17 protein-coding genes are annotated in these 15,740 nt (G+C 52.5%); 7 read left to right on the top strand and 10 right to left on the bottom strand.

The window, feature by feature from the left end:
* Positions 1–87 precede the first annotated feature (87 nt).
* Positions 88–282 carry a hypothetical protein gene (locus tag LDH74_RS10530; RefSeq protein WP_226042454.1) on the bottom strand — a complete coding sequence of 65 codons (195 nt, stop codon included), beginning with the start codon at positions 280–282 and terminating at the stop codon, positions 88–90.
* A 570-nt stretch (positions 283–852) separates the two neighbouring features.
* Here LDH74_RS10530 and LDH74_RS10525 point away from each other — a divergent pair.
* Complete coding sequence (locus tag LDH74_RS10525) at positions 853–1,677, top strand: hypothetical protein (RefSeq protein WP_226042453.1); 825 nt, start codon at positions 853–855, stop codon at positions 1,675–1,677.
* A gap of 204 nt (positions 1,678–1,881) precedes the next feature.
* On the opposite strand, the gene LDH74_RS10520 is transcribed toward LDH74_RS10525, so the two are convergent.
* Together LDH74_RS10520 and LDH74_RS10515 are read right to left on the bottom strand one after the other, a co-directional pair.
* Positions 1,882–2,265: a hypothetical protein gene (locus LDH74_RS10520; protein ID WP_226042452.1), complete on the bottom strand. Its 384-nt coding sequence runs from the start codon at positions 2,263–2,265 to the stop codon at positions 1,882–1,884.
* Between the two features lie 2 nt (positions 2,266–2,267).
* Positions 2,268–3,116, bottom strand: a complete 849-nt coding sequence (locus LDH74_RS10515) for a ParA family protein (protein ID WP_226042451.1) — start codon at positions 3,114–3,116, stop codon at positions 2,268–2,270.
* 577 nt (positions 3,117–3,693) lie between these two features.
* On the opposite strand from LDH74_RS10515, the gene LDH74_RS10510 reads away from it, so the two are divergent.
* The 3 genes from LDH74_RS10510 to LDH74_RS10500 all read left to right on the top strand — a co-directional run bounded on the left by LDH74_RS10510 (position 3,694) and on the right by LDH74_RS10500 (position 5,205).
* Positions 3,694–4,371 (top strand): hypothetical protein, encoded by a 678-nt coding sequence (locus tag LDH74_RS10510; RefSeq protein WP_226042450.1) that lies wholly within the window; start codon positions 3,694–3,696, stop codon positions 4,369–4,371.
* Positions 4,372–4,472: 101 nt separating this feature from the next.
* Positions 4,473–4,760, top strand: coding sequence for a hypothetical protein (locus LDH74_RS10505; protein WP_226042449.1), 288 nt, complete (start codon positions 4,473–4,475; stop codon positions 4,758–4,760).
* Positions 4,761–4,839: 79 nt separating this feature from the next.
* Positions 4,840–5,205: a hypothetical protein gene (locus LDH74_RS10500; RefSeq protein ID WP_226042448.1), complete on the top strand. Its 366-nt coding sequence runs from the start codon at positions 4,840–4,842 to the stop codon at positions 5,203–5,205.
* Here LDH74_RS10500 and LDH74_RS10495 read toward each other — a convergent pair whose 3' ends face one another.
* The 3 genes from LDH74_RS10495 to LDH74_RS10485 all read right to left on the bottom strand — a co-directional run bounded on the left by LDH74_RS10495 (position 5,206) and on the right by LDH74_RS10485 (position 6,689).
* Positions 5,206–5,460 (bottom strand): hypothetical protein, encoded by a 255-nt coding sequence (locus LDH74_RS10495; RefSeq protein WP_226042447.1) that lies wholly within the window; start codon positions 5,458–5,460, stop codon positions 5,206–5,208.
* 89 nt (positions 5,461–5,549) lie between these two features.
* Positions 5,550–5,735, bottom strand: coding sequence for a hypothetical protein (locus tag LDH74_RS10490; RefSeq protein WP_226042446.1), 186 nt, complete (start codon positions 5,733–5,735; stop codon positions 5,550–5,552).
* 162 nt (positions 5,736–5,897) lie between these two features.
* Positions 5,898–6,689 carry a GAF domain-containing protein gene (locus LDH74_RS10485; RefSeq protein ID WP_226042445.1) on the bottom strand — a complete coding sequence of 264 codons (792 nt, stop codon included), beginning with the start codon at positions 6,687–6,689 and terminating at the stop codon, positions 5,898–5,900.
* A 420-nt stretch (positions 6,690–7,109) separates the two neighbouring features.
* On the opposite strand from LDH74_RS10485, the gene LDH74_RS10480 reads away from it, so the two are divergent.
* Positions 7,110–7,532 (top strand): hypothetical protein, encoded by a 423-nt coding sequence (locus tag LDH74_RS10480; protein ID WP_226042444.1) that lies wholly within the window; start codon positions 7,110–7,112, stop codon positions 7,530–7,532.
* A 300-nt stretch (positions 7,533–7,832) separates the two neighbouring features.
* Here LDH74_RS10480 and LDH74_RS10475 read toward each other — a convergent pair whose 3' ends face one another.
* Positions 7,833–8,207 carry a HalOD1 output domain-containing protein gene (locus LDH74_RS10475; RefSeq protein ID WP_226042443.1) on the bottom strand — a complete coding sequence of 125 codons (375 nt, stop codon included), beginning with the start codon at positions 8,205–8,207 and terminating at the stop codon, positions 7,833–7,835.
* Between the two features lie 95 nt (positions 8,208–8,302).
* On the bottom strand, positions 8,303–11,680 hold the full coding sequence (locus LDH74_RS10470; RefSeq protein ID WP_226042442.1) for an MEDS domain-containing protein: 3,378 nt from the start codon (positions 11,678–11,680) through the stop codon (positions 8,303–8,305).
* 651 nt (positions 11,681–12,331) lie between these two features.
* Here LDH74_RS10470 and LDH74_RS10465 point away from each other — a divergent pair.
* A complete protein-coding gene (locus tag LDH74_RS10465; protein ID WP_226042441.1) occupies positions 12,332–13,459 on the top strand; it encodes an ATP-binding protein in 1,128 nt (375 codons plus the stop codon).
* 185 nt (positions 13,460–13,644) lie between these two features.
* Entirely contained in the window at positions 13,645–13,908 is a 264-nt protein-coding gene (locus LDH74_RS26650; protein ID WP_345778544.1) for a response regulator, read from the top strand.
* A gap of 802 nt (positions 13,909–14,710) precedes the next feature.
* Here LDH74_RS26650 and LDH74_RS10455 read toward each other — a convergent pair.
* Together LDH74_RS10455 and LDH74_RS10450 are read right to left on the bottom strand one after the other, a co-directional pair.
* Positions 14,711–14,980, bottom strand: a complete 270-nt coding sequence (locus tag LDH74_RS10455; protein WP_226042440.1) for a PadR family transcriptional regulator — start codon at positions 14,978–14,980, stop codon at positions 14,711–14,713.
* A 316-nt stretch (positions 14,981–15,296) separates the two neighbouring features.
* Positions 15,297–15,677 (bottom strand): hypothetical protein, encoded by a 381-nt coding sequence (locus LDH74_RS10450; protein ID WP_226042439.1) that lies wholly within the window; start codon positions 15,675–15,677, stop codon positions 15,297–15,299.
* Positions 15,678–15,740 lie beyond the last annotated feature (63 nt).

Genomic DNA, 15,740 nt, shown 5'->3' with positions numbered 1-15,740 from the left:
GGTCGTGTGATAGCCGGTTCGGCTAGCCCGACAGGCAGTTCAGAAGGAATCGACACACCCCTCGTTGTGAGTGGGGTGGGTCGGGCCTTACTCCTCGCCGTCCTCGTCTCTGTTGCCGACCGCCATCACTTCCTCACGCGTCATCCGACGAAATTCCGGCTCAAATTCGTCTCCGTCCTCATCGTTGTTGGGCCTGGTACTGTGCTCTTGATCGTCGTCGCTACCGATCCCCGGATCAACGGCATGCGCACCAAACTCGGACACTTCATCTTGATCAGACATCGATACAACGCCCGTACCGCCGCTATATAGACTTATTGCACAAGTCACACGTCACAGTGACGCGTCACACGCACACGTCACTTGCCAGAGATGGGACTCGATCGCGCGCGTCACAGAGACTTCGAGACCGAATTCACCACCAGCATATCCCGGCAATAACACCCTCGAAAAAGAGGATTCGTGCCTTTTTGGGTATAGTCCCGGGCGGATTCAGCCCTTTTTGATTGCAGTGGGCCTCGTCGACGACGGACAGATGGTGATGGATGCGGTCATCAATAGGTGTTTGAAGCAGTTACGTCGACTTGTCTGAAGGTAAGCCCAACTTCCTACACCAACTGCACGGAGTATTTTAGTAATTGTCGAGTCATGAGTTCCTTGGGCTGAGGAAGTTCAATCCTACCGGAGTATTGTTTCACGTACGTTTGTGACCGTGAATCTTCATAAGCAAATAGCAAGGACGGCCACCCCCACCCCGTGAACACAGAAACATCCCGGTTGAAGCAAACTACTGCCTGCTGTATTCTCGATCCAACCCAGAGCCTTATAAGTGATAAATGACCTTATTTCCATATGTTGAAAGGCCAACTGACTCTTCCACCGAACGCCGAGCCACTACTGCCGTCTCAAAACCGTACAGCAATCAACCACCACATCGAGACGAATATTGATTCTCTCTCAGGGGTTCATTCTGCGGAAGCTGGCAGACTCTTCGATCGAGCGAATATGAATAGCTTGGAACTGCAAAATCGTTTTGATGTTGATCCAGTACTCGTGGCAGACTATCTGCGTGTACGCGAAGACGATACGCTCGCGCTGCACCCCATCGTCTGCCAAGTTGTCAAAGAAGAACACCACGATCAACTGCTTGATGATCTCGTTCGGACATACTATGACCGTTTGATTCAGGAAAGTGGCACTTCACGGAGCCTAGAACCGGTGCCAGGATTTCCTGAACCAGCTCTGGACGGATTGAACGAAGGGATTGACCTGAGTCATCGTCGTCCCGAGTTCGCAATCAATGCTGTTGAGGACATGGACTGCGACGGGCGCGATATACGTCCAGCGACTGATTATCCCATTCAGGTGCACGACATATTCGCAGACCTTCGCAAGAAAGGTGTTGTCACGAATCTCGCAAAGTCAGGTTGTGAGGCTTGTGGACACAAGGCGGGGCACAAACTCGCCACCCAATTGCGGAGTGAAGAGTACACAGTTCACGGCTACGCAGGCATTGCTGCAAGTGCTCATCCAGAAAGACCCTTGATTTCCGTCCAAGGTTTCGACGAGAGTTCTTGGGAGTCTGTAGACGTTGTCGATCTTGTTTTGGATCGCGCCCGGGAGCATAGCTTCCAATCGGATATCAAAGTCCAGAAAGCGGGAATCTTGAAACAGTGATTTCGGCACTCAGCGAGAACAACATCTAAACAGGGACTGCTGACCTCATGAACAGTAAACAGCCCCATAACACAGTTAGAGGTCGCGGGCCACAGGCACCGACCACAGCCACAGAAAACCTGCCGAGACACCCAAACTGGGAATAGGTAGATTCACCCTGCATGAACCAGAGCAAATTCCCTATGTGAAACCCTATAGGAATTGCTATAGTCGCTGACTGGCGTGTTCTTCGACCGCACCGCGGGTGGCATCGAGTTTGTCAGGTGCCGCGGTCTCGAAGCCGAGGCGAAGGGCCAGCCGGAGCACCTCGCTCCGGTCGGGCTCACTCTCGTCCTCGATTCCCAGTGCGTCACGCAACTGTTCACCCGTCTCAACCAAATCATCCTCGTGGGCTTCAAGCGCACCGAGTAGCGCAGCCATCGGCCCGTCCCACACACTCACTGTCTTCTGTTTCCCACCAGCGTCAATCGCCTCCAGTTCATCGAGGATTGCTTCCTGGAGTTCGTGCTGTTCCTGTTTACTACTCGCCTCGTCGAGGCGGTCGCCAGAACTGGTCTGTTCGCGTAGTTGTTCGAGGTCTTCGTCCATGGTTAGTCCTCCACGCGTTCGATGAGTGCCTCTGCGTCAGCGAGGAACGCCTCACGCGCGCGCTGTGCAGTCGTGCTCGGATTCTCCAGCTCGAAGGCAGTCATACCCTGCTGGGTGGCGTTACGGATGTCCTGTGAGTACGGGACGTACTCAGGTGCAATTGTGTCGGGGTATTCCTCGTGGAACGCCTCCAAGTACTCGGTGGCGAGGTTGGTGCGGTCGTCAACCTTGTTTGGAAGTACCATCACGAGTTCGACGTCGATCCCGAAGCTCGACCGAATCTTCTCAAGGTCTTCGCGGAGTGCGCCAGCCTGCTCGGCTTCAAACGGCCCCATCTCAACCGGAGCGAGGACACGCCGGGCTGCCCAGAGACCATTGTAGGTGACGTTGTTCGACATCCCGGGAAGATCGATGAGAACAATGTCGTAGGGGAGACCCTCCACATAGTCATCGAGGAACGCCTCCAGGCGCGCGTAGCGTTCGCCAGCATCATCGATATTTCCCAGCTCGGAGTCCAGCGTATCGAGGCCCGGGTGGGCGGGGATGAGATCGACGTCTTCGTCGGTCTCGTAGACGAGGTCGTGGACGGCGTCGTCGCCAAGCTTCCCCGCGATGGTCGGCCAAGCGTCGTCGAAGACAGTGCTAATGTTGGGCCACGCTTCGTCGGCCTCAATGGCGTCCTGGACGTCGCTCCAGACGTCGAACGCTTTGGCGAGGTCGCCCTGCTTGCCAGCGAGATCGATTAGCAGGACATCATGGCCCTGTTGGGTGAGTGCGACGCCGAGGTGTGCGATACTGGTGGTTTTGCCTGTCCCTCCTTTATCGAGGAAGCTGGCGATTCGTGTAGTCATTCAAGGCCACCTATAGGATTCACTGTAGTAATTCATATAGTGAGTGCTATAGGTTTAAAGCTGCGTCAGACGCTGGTTCTGGAAGTCCACAGAAGCCGTACCAGAATCAGGGAGCGACATCTGTTCTCCCCGGGAGTATGGATGACTCTGGGGCCGTAGATGTCCTCGTTAACTCCATCGAAAAAGTGCCCAGTGAGGAGTCCGTATCTGTGCTCAAGACACGATAAGTCCTACACACAAGTTGGTTCGAAGAGGACGCCTGCGCTAGCCGATGCGAGCACGACCTCTCCAGAACTGTCGTCTTTTCTGTAAATAGGGAGATATCGACACATAGAGACACCGGCCTTGGATTATGAGTACAATCACCCCACCTTTCACCGCATTAGAATCGGATCTGCAACGTCTTCCTGCCTTCGCCGACACCCCTCAGTGTGAGTGGGTTAGGTGTTCCCAGAGGTTTATCAGTGACTGGTGGGCATTTCACCCAGACCCCACCATTGGCAAGAACACATATAGGCAAATCATCTTTCTTTTCCCCACAGACTTAACACAACGTGATCATATATACATAAATAATATGTCCAAAACAAATCCACGCTCCATAGCAGAAGAAGCAATCGAAACACTGGATGACTGCAAGCGAACGGGTGACAAAGTCAAAATCAGCGGAGATGCACTCGATGCCATCGGCATCGATCGTAACACTCGAGTCGCCAATTGGGGACGCAACAGTCTCCCTATCACTTACAACCTGCACCGCAAACACGAAGTATGGCTACTCATCGAGACACATACGAACCAGCAAGGCCCAGAACGCACAATCCACTACATCACCGCCGGGAACCCATCGGTCGAACACGAAGAACTTGACCTCAATGCTGCCCGAGAAATCCTCGAAAACGCCGAACACTGGACAGCAAACACCGATCAAGCCATTACTGCAATCGAAAACCGACAGATGGCCATCAGCGATTGGTGGCGTGACGGGATCATCAATGGCAACCTGGCAGTGATCGGAGGCGAAAACCGGATGCACTTCACCGCACCTACCACCACGATCGAGTACCACGGCGCGCCAGAACTCGATCGTGTTGAGAAAGACCTCTTCCGTGACGCAGCATCCGCAGTGCACCCTGTTGTCGGCGACCACGTCCGCGGCTACCAGCATCCCTTCAACGTCGAATACTCAACTGAAGTAACTTGGAGCACAGACCGGCTGAACCCAGAAGAACTCGTCGAGCAACACACAGCCTAACCCACTTATGAATCCAGTCTGGAGAGTTGGAATACCAGAGTACTACCCGGTTCTCAAGTAACCACGAGAAGAACTAACCCCGAACACACCAACAATAGCACATGGCCCAGATCCCGAAAACACAGTTCACAATTCTCCAAGGAATTGTCGCCCACCCGAACGAGTCACCATCCCTGCTCGAACTCGACGAGATGAACCCCAGTCTGGAACGAGAAGAGATTCAGGAACATCTGCAACAGCTCATCGACGCGAACATCGTGGAGAAACCCAATGCCCGAGACACTGTATCGAACTACAGATTAACCGGCAGTGGACGAGATGAACTAACGGGAACCGGTCTCTTCAACGCTGAAACCACTCTCAAACACTATTATCTGAACACTTCGTGAACCGGCTCAGACAGATACGAATTTCTACCACGTCTTCCTGGTCGATACCATCTTGAAGCAACCCCACAAAACACACACCATGACTGACGACCCGATTCTTGACGACGATTATATCGTCGCAAAACGCGAAGATGTCCTGAATGCCCTAGACGAAGAAGGAATCTCTAAAGAAGAGCTCGCTGAGATGAGCGCTGACGAAGTGCTTGATGCGGTCGGCACGGCGATGGTGAAGAACCATCCCGACGATGGAGATTTTGATGTTGACGAGGAAGCTCGGAAAATCATCGAAGAGTCAGCCGAAATGGGTGACAGAGGTGCAAAATCGCCACCGGAAGGGCAGACGTGTGAAAGAGAGGGGTGTGACCGCGACGCAGTAGCTGGGCCAGGCGAGGAATGGCTATGCGCTGAGCACCAGAAAGAGTTCTTCAGCGAACGTCACAACTGATCAGAATTCGTCGAGTGTTCGGTGTTCCGCTTCCTCGGGCCAGTCGTCAGGGATTGAGAGTCCGGGACTGGACTCTTCTCGAGACTCAATGTCGAGATCGTCTGAGAATTTGTTGTAGAACTTGTCGGCGAGTTCTCGCACGGCGATGCCCATGTCTTCTTGGTTCTCGATTTCGGTCTGAGTCCGGAACTGCACGCCCTCGAGCGTGTCGTGTGACGTGTACAGCTTGGCCACTGCGTAGGCGTCACTATCCACGTCGAACAGCCCCTCCAAGTTAACGGGTAGACAGACGTCGATGTTCGCGTGGCGGGTCTCGGCTCGAAACTGCGGTAAATACAGGTGGACTACTGAGCATCTTTTGGATGGATATACGAACCTTCCCTAGCAAGAATCCACTTCGTCTGTAGCTCGTCGTCTGTTGCATTCTCTAGAAATAATACACATTCATCAGCTTCTGGTGAGTTTTCAATTACAACCTGAATGAGCTCAGGATGGCTCGAAATATCACTTGAAGAGGCCGATTCAGGCATGTTACGCCACCCGACACCCGCCCTATAGAAAAATATTACATATAGTCAATTGACTATAGCTCTTTAAAACAACAATAGTGGAATCTTCTGATAGGTCAATACGTATACTTACTGACCAACAAAAGCTCCGTCAGAACTGATAGAAGGGTCAACGCATAACGTCTACTCGGGGAATGAAGTATTATACTCTTTCAGCAGTCGAACAAGTGGTTCCACCTCGGAGAACTTCGGCCCCTTGGAGATGATCTCCGTCTTATTGTCCCACCTGATGTATCCGGCGTTGGCTAATTTGGGTAAATGCGTATGGTGCAGCCGTATTCGGTCGTTCTCGTGGTTTAGCCGTCGTTCGATGGTGACGATACTGGTCTCGGTGGTGTCTCCTAACAACGTCATGAGAATAACGCGTCTTGTGCGACTTGTGAGTGCGTCCATCATCAAGTCGATGGCTTCCGAAGAAACGGCGCGTCCCTCGATAGTATCGGTACGCGTCTCCCGAATCAGCGGCTCATCCCGGAGGGACAATATGTACTCTACCCACTGGCCGTACATCTCGACAAGGATTTTCTCTTTGTCGATGAATGGTTCATCGCGGGCGGCAGTGTCCGCAAAACAGAGCGTTCCATAGAGGTCGTTGTCAACCAAGACCGTCGTCCCGAGGTAACTCCCGAACTCGAGTGTTGCATATGCTGGATCATCTTCCCACCCTTCAGCGAGGGCATCACTGACGGCCATTGTCCCTTCCGGGTCTGCGATGGTTTTCCGACAGTAGGTTTTGGAGAGTGGAACGGTGGTATCCGGTTTTAGATTCCCGTGGGAACCATGTACGATTTCGAAGGATTCTGTCTCGTTTTCTAGATCGATGTGCGACAGAAACGCGCAATTCAGCTCGAATTTGTCGGTTTCCTGTTCGAACAGTTGTTCGAGTTTGGTTCTGGGTTCGATATTGGGGGCCAACAGCGTTCGCCACAGGCGCTGGAAATAGGGCAATTCCCCACCCGCTTCCGATGTGCAGATACTATGTGTCATTGAATGAGTTACGTGGCCGTGCGGCTAGCGAGCTTTTCCGATAGCTTGGATGAAGAAATATGTTCCGTGGTAACATATAACTATAGCTGGAAGCCCCTGGACTGGCGCCCAGAGACCCGCTCTTCGAGTGCTCCGTCTGCTAATTCAACACCCTGAACTGAACAGTTTAATTCTCTACGACGTGGGTATGCGAATGATTCTATGACACCCCATATAATGCTGGAGAGCAGGTGAACTGGTCTTTGCCTTTATCCTAGCTCTCTAAGGAGTACTAGCCGAACGGGAGCGGTCGCCCCGACAATATGGGGTCAGGTGCGTCGGGGCGACTGTTCCCGGGATGAACACACTATGAAAATACAATCTCTACGCAATCTATTTCGTCGCATCAAAACCAGAATCACACGCGCACGTCACACCCACACCTCACAGTCACACGTCACGGACATCGATCACAGTGACATACTGACCATTTTGTCGTCTGACCGGCGCAGGTGGGCAATCGAGTATCTGTCCGACCACCCACCGGACAGCACAGTAACCGTCTCTGACCTGGCCGAGCACGTCGCAGCCAAGGAAAACGAGTGCACAGTTCAGGAACTCAGTTCGAAACAAAGAGAACGCGTCTATATCGCCCTTTGTCAGCAGCACATGACGACTCTCGAAGAAACCATCGTTGATTACGACCGAGATAGGAAAACCATCACACCGACCGAGACACCTGCACGCCTCTGGAGTGCATACCGCGCCTTCCAGCGCTCGCTTGACGGCTAGCGTCGCTACTCAACGGAGTAGAATGCTGGCGTAAATACGCGGAATCGCATCCGAGAGACGCGTCGGGATCGCCTCAGCTCACACACCACTCTGGGGTCGGTGATTCCAGAGGGGTGATTTCGACCCGACTGCTACAAAGGGATTACTTGGATACCGGTAAAGTACACGAAACCGTGTAATGAGAGTTATTAAACTGAACACCAAGCAGCGTGAGAGTCGGTAATCAAAAACAAGCTTGTCAGTCCGTTGTTCGTGCCTCCGGAAAATTCCGCTAGTTATTTCCTACAGGGAGTCAGAAATCTACTTTCTGTGGAGTGGTGCGTCATCTGGCGGTTCGATACGCATCGTGCCGTCACAGGAGATCGTTATCTCACAGGACGCAAAATCAAATGTGATGGACACACTCCCTTGCTTGGTGGAGTCGCTCCTTGAGTTGTCGAGTACTTGTTTCAATGCATCAGGATCGATAGTTGTGTACAGCGGATCTAACTCTACCGGGGTTTTACCTGTAATAGCTGCAACTGATCGAACGACAGTGGTGACTAGCGTCTCGGAATTTTTCACATCGTATTGGGCGTAGTAAGACTCAGTTTTCGGATCGTACCCGGCTCGGTCTTGCCGGAGAAAACTCTTCAAGTCGGTTGACGCGTCCTCGTTACACTCGTTCTCACTCATCACCCTATAGAGGGGGTTGAACCGCTAATGCGTTGTACCGCAATAACGAAAACCCCTGCGAGAGATATACCTAAATAACAAACCCCGGAATACAGTTACTCCTCGTCGAAAGCCAAGGAGAACACCTTCCGTTGGCCAGCACGGAGATGTTGCGTGAAAGTCGGCGGGGAAATACCGAGTGAATCAGCGATGTCCTGCCCAGTGCTCAACCGGGGGGACTCGAAAAACCCGCTCAGATAGGCCATCTTGAGAACTTCCGTCTGGCGGTCGGTGAGCGGTTCTTTTATTCCCGTCTGGATATCCCGAACTGATTTGAGCGGCCTATTACACGAGCGACGAGAAGTGAGTTCGACCGCCGGATAGGTGTCGCGAAGGCTCTCGAGGAATGGGCGGACATCGGTACTCGACGGAAGATCTACGACAGCTGTTGCACGGTCTCCATCGAATGTGAGCGTGTGTATTGCGACTCCCTGCCCAGTGAGGGTTGGCACGAGTGTGGAACCGGACACGGTCGCCCTGAGCAAGAGTGAATCGTCACTCTCAGTGATCTGTTCGACCTCCTCGATGGCAGCACGATCGTTTGCAACTGTATCGACCGCCTCAGCCGAAGCACCGTTAACTGTGAGAAACACATGTGCTGAATCGTCTTCTGCGGGAACCAATCCCTCAAAACTGATCTGAGTGCCGACGTTTTGTGCGAGCGTTGCGAGCGTCGTGCCGGGCTCTGAAATCTGAAGCGTCAGTTCGACCACGCTGTCCGTCTGGCGGGTCTCCGTAGACTCGACGGTATTGATCGAATAGGCGATCGTCTCACCGAGTTCTTCCAGTAATTCAATATCGCGTTCGCGACTCTGTTGGTGGTCTGCGTAGACTGCTAAGACGCCGTATAACGAGTCCTCGTAGGTCAACGGAATGGCACTACACGCTCGAACACCTTGCTCGAGTGTCTGATCGCGCCATGGATCAAACTGAGAGTCCAAGATGATGTCATCGACGACTTGGACATCACGAGTTTTCACTGCCGTCCCGATGGGGCCCTGTCCTGTAGGTGCATCGTTACTGGTAATTGTGAGACTGTCCAAGTAGTCCGGTTCGACCCCAGCCCATTCACTGGGCGTAATCGTGTCGGTACCAGCATCGTGTTCTCCGATCCATGCGAACTCGAACAGGTCGGAGTCCGCAAACTGGTCACAGACAGCCCGGTCGATTTCAGCCCGCGTCTCGGCTTGCACTAACGTCTGACCGATCCCACGGATGATCGCATTGATCTGGCTAAGGCGGTGTAGCTCTGCATTCTGCTCATCTAATTCTCGTTCACGGTCAGCACGAGTGAACGCGGCCTCGACAGTTGCCGTCATCGTCTCGATGAACTCGACCTCAGACTCAGCAAACTCGCTCGATCCCGTCGTGGCAGTAAGTAACACGCCCTGATTCCCCAGTGGTACGATAACGATTTCGTTCAACGAATCGTGCTCTGTTCCTCCCTCGATGATCTGCATTTCGTTCGTAACGAATGCCTCCCAGACGGCTCCCTCTTGAGATTCTCCCAGTATTTCCGATGGCAGGGCAGTTTCTGCATCAGATGTCTGTGTCGCTAGTGAGAGGCTCCCAGATTCATCGTATTGCATAATGGCAGTTACCGGGAGATCAAATGCTGACTCCGAACGGTCTATGACTTTCTGGGCGATGTCAGCCCACGTTTCCGTATTCATGAGGTCGCGACTTATCTCGTTGAGGCCCGTCAGCTGTTCCTCACGGTGTTCTCGTTCGAGTTCGTAGCTCAACCACTGACTCATCAGGTCGAGGAAGGTGTACTCGTCGTCGGTGAACTCCCGCTCGCGAGCGGAACTATCGGCGAAACAGACTGAGCCGAAGACGCCATTGCTGTCGGTCACCCTTGTCCCGAGATAGCAGCCGAGGCCATACTCCTGGTAGAGTGGGTCACCGTCCCAACCATTTGCTTCAGCGTCCTCGACTCCGACTGGAACGTCCAGCGAGATCGTCTTATTACAGTACTGGTCAGGGTTCGGAGAAACCGTTGTACTACCCTCCTCTAGATCGGTGCCGTGGGTGCGGATAACTCGGAATTTCTCCCCTTCTTCCTTGAGGAGGAATCCCATGTCCAAACCGAACCGGTCACACCCTATGTCAAGAAGTTTCCCAATCTTGTCTTCGAGAGTAAGGTCTCGGGCAGAGGTTATTTCGTAGAGGGCGCGCTGAGCGCGGTCGCGTTCGGTACGTTCTAGTTCGTTGCTCACCCACTTCCCCATCAGTTCCAGAAATGTCCGCTCGTCGTCGGTGAACGACTCCTTGCGCGGCGACGTATCGTAGAACCAGAGCGTGCCGTATGGATCACCGTCAGTGGTCACCCTGAGACCGAAGTATGTCCTGACACCGAGTTCCTGAAACACCGGGTCGGAGTCCCATCCCTCCCCGACAGTATCGGGCACAGCAGTGAGTTCAGTTTTTCTGATAGCCTGTCGGCAAAAACAGTCTTCACCAGGTTGTACCTCAAGAACGTCTGTTTCATTGGGCATCTCGGGGGCCACCATAACCTCTGCCCGAAAATCGTCATCCCACGACGGAAGATACGAAAGGAGACCGCCCTTGAGATCGAAATAGTCACACCCGAGTTCCAACAACTTCTCTACTGTCTCCTCGAACGGTAAATCACGATTTTCGGTTAGCTCGTAGAATTCGCGGAGGTACCGTTTGTGTTCCTGTAATTCCGACCTCACCTCGGTTTGTTCCCGTAGTGACCCTATGATCTGGTCGATCTCTCGGTCTGGGTTCTCCGGGCCGAGGAGTTCCTCCGGTGGTGTATAGTAGCTGTTTTGAAATATCTCGTTGTCGGAGATCAGATGCGGATGTGTACTGATAACCTCCCGGATAACCTCCGATGGGAACTGATCGCGGTTGTACTGACAGAGACCAATGAAGTCTCTACTCTCAAAGACATCATTCACCGTGCTCTCATACTGAATGAGGGCTCCGGTATCGGTTTCATCCCCGAGAGCCCACGTCATCTCGCCGACGACCCGTAACGCTTCGTACTCTTCGGTCGCATCGTCGATCGTATCGTGTAGAAATTCAAGCACCCCCTCGCGATCGAACGTCCCATCGCGGAGATAGGTGTCGTGTTTGGTATGGATCGACAGTGCTCCTGATTTGAGGGCGGTATCCACATCAATACCGTGAGCGTTCATCGCCTCTAACACAACTTCTCGTGAGTTCTCGTCAGCGATGTATTGGACTCGCTCGCCCCGTTCTAACCCCTGACGTACAAAGGGGATGGCTGTCGCAAACTGGTCTTCGCGGTTCTCGTAGATGAGTGCAAAATGGTCGTTTGCGGCTTCATGGTCGTGGATAGGTTCGACTACTCCGCGAAAATCATCATCGTGACGAAGGGCCTCTTGAGCAGATTCGAGGCCAGATACTTCAGGCTCGTGGGTCTGTTTTGTCGTTCGATCCATTGGCGCTATTTACTTACGAAGGCCCTTAAACTCGGGCATGGTACAGAGGCTAGAGAATATACAGAACGAACCCAAATCACGACGCCAGCAGCGCCCAGAGTAACTGTTACCTCGTCAGTATCGAACCGGACAGAGGTCTTGGCGCTGGATTTTTTCTCTGACACCCTTCGTTGAGAGTGGAGCATCTCTTCTCGCACCTTCACAGTGACAAACTACACGCTCATACTACGATGATACAGTCGGTGATTTTGACCACATTGCTACAAAGAGTACCACGCTATTGCGTCCCCATCGCTCCGGGTTACGCCGTCGCAAAACAGCACAAATGTCGCTTGATGGGGCGCGCCACCACGTCGTCGCCGCGGGCTCGAACCTAGCAGCGTCGATCACCGACGACAATGACACTGACGAGGATGACGAGTAAGAGTGACACTGGAGAATTGACCCGTGGAGCGTGCGTTTCGCCACATGCCAAAGTATGTGACCAGTGGATTCGTTCGGGCAGCGTGCTGGAATTCACCATAGATGGGGAGATCTGCGAGAGGAGAGTCAATTGAGGTGCTGTTGGTGGAGACAAATCAGGTTGCCGCAGACTCTCTCATTGAATTCCGCATAGCAACGTTATAGGAGCCTCCTTACGGATTACGGGTAATGGGCTTTAGGAATCGGAGCGATTCCGACGTTTTTGGGAGAAAATTCATTGTAGCCCTCGGAGGGCTTTTCGTCGTACTCGTAGTCAGCTATCCGTTCCTCCCCACTGTTGACGATGCGTCGTCCAAACTCTGGGTTGTGCTTGGCATTTTAGTTGGTATCCCCGGTCTCGTCCTGTTATACGGTGGCTATCGGTTGCCCCAAACAGACATCCGTTCTGAACTCTATCCTACCATCGGCAAGTGGTGCCTTCGCGGCATTGTGATCGGTCTCGCCATCACGTTCCCTATCGTTCTTGTCAGTGACGATCCAAATGTCGTCGGAAATATACTCTTGCTCACGGCACTGGGCAGTCTCGCGGGCTTCGGCGCAGGTAGGTATGACGCGCGGGCCAAAACACGGGAACTTGACCTTCAGGAAACGATCGATCAACTGGAGACCTCGAACGAGCGACTCGAACAATTCGCCTACGCTGCCTCCCACGACCTCCAGGAACCGCTTCGGATGGTGTCGAGTTATCTGCGGTTGATCGAGAACCGAGCCGACGAGGAACTAACCGAGGAGACCGAAGAGTTCCTCGAATTTGCCGTGGATGGGGCTGACCGTATGCGTGGCATGATCAACGGGTTACTGGCGTACTCACGCGTAGAGACCCAGGGGGAGGCGCTCGAACCGGTCGACCTCAACGAAGTAGTCGAAGACGTGCGCGATGACCTCGAGGTACGTATAACTGAAAGTGATGCCGACGTAGACATCGAGGAGCTGCCTCGTGTGGCGGGAGATGAACATCAGCTACGTCAGGTATTTCAGAACGTATTGAGCAACGCGATTGAGTATAGTGGGAACGAGCCGCCACGAGTGCATATTTCTGCCACCCGGAACGGTTCGATGTGGGAAGTGTCGGTTCGGGACGAGGGGATTGGGATAGAGCCGGACGAACAAGATCGTATCTTTGAGGTATTCCAGCGGCTCCAATCCCGCAACGACCACGGGGGCTCAGGTATTGGCCTGGCACTATGCGAGCGGATCGTCGAACGTCACGGCGGCGAAATCCGAGTCGATTCCAAACCAGGCGAGGGGGCGACATTCTCATTTACTCTTCCAGCGGAGGATGAGCATGACGGGTGAGCATGGGGGTGCCGAACCGGCTGACATCCTCTCATTGAGGAAATCCTGGCGACATACGTCTCACGAGAGAGGCATTCAGGGACGGGAAGATAGCGAACACACCCCACGTTGTCGAAAACGGTGTTGACCCTCTCAATTTCCTCTTTCAACGAAATGACTACGCTGACGCACTGCGCCCCGACCTTGTGCTGTTAGACCTTAATCTCCCCCGCAAGAATGGTGACGAGGTGCTTGCAGAATTTCACGAGGATTCGAACCGCAGGCGCATTCCGGTAATCATCCTCACGAGTTCGGAAAGCGAAACGGATGTCGTCAAGTCCTACGAACTGTGTGCGAGCGGGTTCCTGACGAAGCCAGTTGATCCCGCCGAGTTTATCGACATGCTACAGGAGTTAGAGCAATTCTGGCTCTCGATCATGCGGTTACCGACTGACACGGATCTCGATTGAGGAGCACCGTGCATTCAGCATACCGTCTCGAATACTACTATGACTTGATAGAATCATCGGCGATCAGTTCGCAGACGTAGTTATCGGAAGCACTGTGTCCGAGAAGATCGCCAGAGTCGTACAAAAGATCGTGAATCAGCGGTAAGTACAGGTGGTGTACATATCGTCCAGTACAGATGGTTTATGATGTGCGACATCGTACAACACACCTGGCGGTCTCCATAAACGGTTGGGGCTTCTGGGAGTGTCTGAGGCCATCGCTCCCGGCATTTTATAATAGCAGGCCAATGGTCTCTACTTTGTTCTTGAAGTCAGTGTACTGTTTCGTTCGCACACATAGTTACCGTTCTGTTCAGGGTGTACAGTGAAGGTGGCGACCATCTTGTGCTTCGGCAGCCTATATCCGTAACGGGATGATTATCCACTCTATCCCTACGATTCGTTCGATATACACTATTCCAAGTGGATAAGGCATACACTCATTTTGATTGTATTCTCTTATATATAATAATTCATTCCAAAATCCTTTGGGAACAGACTCACCTTTGACCGTGATGACATCTATACTATGTCACAGACTGAGCGTGAGAAGACCGTTGCGAGGTGCAGTAGTTGTGGTGAAATCCACACCGTTGAAATCAGGAACGACAGATCGCTTCACCTCGTCGGAACGGGCCTGATAAACCAGTGTCCGTGTGGCGGTGTGGAATTAGAGAGACTACAGATAGAACGTGATCCTCCCCCCTCCTAACTCACTCGCGGTCAGTTCGTATCTATAGTGAACAGTTGCTCATATCAAAAATCACAGATATTGTTCTTCCCATTTACGGCGTTGTTCAATTATGTTGAGTCCTTCGTCACTGGCGGTATAATAGTTCGTTCGTCTATCAAGTTCTCCTTTCTCGACAAGTTCCTTGTTTACTAGTGTATCCAGATTCGGATACAGTCGCCCGTGGTTAATTTCTGAACTATAGTACATTTCTACTTCATCTTTCACGTCTTGTCCAGACGGTTCTTCTGCACCTGCAATTACGTAGAGCAAGTCTCGCTGGAATCCGGTCAGATCGTGCATGTTTGTATCACGAAGTGGTATTCGTCTTTGTTATCACTACGATACGGGACTGAATAGGTACTTAATACAGACCCATTTTCAACTTTACTTCCGGAAAAAGGGAAGTTGCCAATTCGAAAGTAGGGCCTTCGAGGAATGATTGTCTCAGAACGAATTGGTGACAACGCTCAGTGCATGGAACTTACTTATCCAGTGGCCCGCGAAGGTCGCTGTAGGTTTCTTGCTGACAGTAGCTATCGAGTGTAGTCCTTGACGGCCACATAGCCATCAGCCTCCACACTAACCTCGTAACTGTTGTAGTTGAACACCACCTCGCTTATAGCTGAGCGAGGAATGGTTCCAGTTGGCTAAGCTCCTCCGTCGGTTCAACGAGGTTCCGGCTCGAGTCATAATTGATGACTTCTTTCTCCTCCAATTTTGGAATGTGAACGTGGTGCAATGATATATGAACCTGCTGCACCTGTTTACTGGGGATTTCAGTTATTTCTGTGCCCTGTTCCTTTTCGACAACCTCGTTACGTAGATCAGTGAGAGTTAGTGGTCGGTCATGCGTAAGAAGGAAATCAAGAACTGCACGACGACGTTGGTGGGAGAGCAATTCAAGGATTTCATCTACCGAAACCTCCTCTACTAGCATTTTGCCCTCGCTCTGAGGTTTCCCATTCTCTCTGGTTTCGTCACTCCCCTCGTAGTCCATGGACAAGACACAGACATCGATGCGTATAAAGTTCGCCCCCAACTACCCCGAAAAGATGTTTTG

It is taken from the genome of Natrinema sp. DC36 (assembly GCF_020405225.1).
GTDB lineage: Archaea > Halobacteriota > Halobacteria > Halobacteriales > Natrialbaceae > Natrinema.
The sequence above is the reverse complement of the archived record's forward strand: the minus strand, read 5'-3'. Positions and strand labels throughout refer to the sequence as shown.

What these genes read in the sequence shown, in the direction of transcription:
- LDH74_RS10530 (WP_226042454.1), bottom strand. Translation starts at nt 282, where the DNA reads ATGTCTGATCAAGATGAAGTGTCCGAGTTTGGTGCGCATGCCGTTGAT.
- LDH74_RS10500 (WP_226042448.1), top strand. Translation starts at nt 4,840, where the DNA reads ATGACTGACGACCCGATTCTTGACGACGATTATATCGTCGCAAAACGC.
- LDH74_RS10475 (WP_226042443.1), bottom strand. Translation starts at nt 8,207, where the DNA reads ATGAGTGAGAACGAGTGTAACGAGGACGCGTCAACCGACTTGAAGAGT.
- LDH74_RS10490 (WP_226042446.1), bottom strand. Translation starts at nt 5,735, where the DNA reads ATGCCTGAATCGGCCTCTTCAAGTGATATTTCGAGCCATCCTGAGCTC.
- LDH74_RS10450 (WP_226042439.1), bottom strand. Translation starts at nt 15,677, where the DNA reads ATGGACTACGAGGGGAGTGACGAAACCAGAGAGAATGGGAAACCTCAG.
- LDH74_RS10515 (WP_226042451.1), bottom strand. Translation starts at nt 3,116, where the DNA reads ATGACTACACGAATCGCCAGCTTCCTCGATAAAGGAGGGACAGGCAAA.
- LDH74_RS10510 (WP_226042450.1), top strand. Translation starts at nt 3,694, where the DNA reads ATGTCCAAAACAAATCCACGCTCCATAGCAGAAGAAGCAATCGAAACA.
- LDH74_RS10465 (WP_226042441.1), top strand. Translation starts at nt 12,332, where the DNA reads ATGGGCTTTAGGAATCGGAGCGATTCCGACGTTTTTGGGAGAAAATTC.
- LDH74_RS10525 (WP_226042453.1), top strand. Translation starts at nt 853, where the DNA reads ATGTTGAAAGGCCAACTGACTCTTCCACCGAACGCCGAGCCACTACTG.
- LDH74_RS10480 (WP_226042444.1), top strand. Translation starts at nt 7,110, where the DNA reads ATGAAAATACAATCTCTACGCAATCTATTTCGTCGCATCAAAACCAGA.
- LDH74_RS10505 (WP_226042449.1), top strand. Translation starts at nt 4,473, where the DNA reads ATGGCCCAGATCCCGAAAACACAGTTCACAATTCTCCAAGGAATTGTC.
- LDH74_RS10470 (WP_226042442.1), bottom strand. Translation starts at nt 11,680, where the DNA reads ATGGATCGAACGACAAAACAGACCCACGAGCCTGAAGTATCTGGCCTC.
- LDH74_RS10455 (WP_226042440.1), bottom strand. Translation starts at nt 14,980, where the DNA reads ATGCACGATCTGACCGGATTCCAGCGAGACTTGCTCTACGTAATTGCA.
- LDH74_RS10520 (WP_226042452.1), bottom strand. Translation starts at nt 2,265, where the DNA reads ATGGACGAAGACCTCGAACAACTACGCGAACAGACCAGTTCTGGCGAC.